Origin of the sequence: Paenibacillus sp. MY03 (assembly GCF_002165585.1) — a bacterium.
Lineage (GTDB): Bacteria > Bacillota > Bacilli > Paenibacillales > Paenibacillaceae > Pristimantibacillus > Pristimantibacillus agaridevorans.
In genome coordinates, this window is record NZ_MXQD01000137.1 from 1 (window position 1) to 395 (window position 395).

The window sequence follows — 395 nt, forward strand, 5'->3', positions numbered from 1 at the left end:
CTTGCGCCGAAGTTAGTTGTATCCAGTGCGAATCAATCCACAACGATTAATGTGCAGCATGGTACGCTGCAGCTGTCGGCTGCCGTAAATGTGGAGCATACAGCCGCATCGGTGGATTGGGAAGTGAGTAATGTGGACGGCACTTCCACGGATGCGGCGACGATTGATCAAAATGGCTTATTGACTGCCTTGAAAAACGGAGTTGTCCGAGTGACGGCGACACAGAACGTTAACGGCCAACTGTCGGCTTTCAAAACGGTTATCATTACCAGGCAAGATAAGGCAGCCCCTCCAGCCAAAGCGCAAAGTCTGACCGTTATTGATGGCGGAAACGAATTCCTTGGCAATCAACAGATGCTGCCGGTATTTGCTCCAAACAACACCTGGGATCAAAG

1 protein-coding gene is annotated in these 395 nt (G+C 50.6%); it reads left to right on the forward strand.

Going from position 1 to position 395, the window contains the following annotated elements; all coding sequences use genetic code 11:
- Positions 1-395 (forward strand): Ig-like domain-containing protein (locus B1748_RS36250; protein WP_179216025.1); only part of this gene is annotated, 395 nt, incomplete at both ends.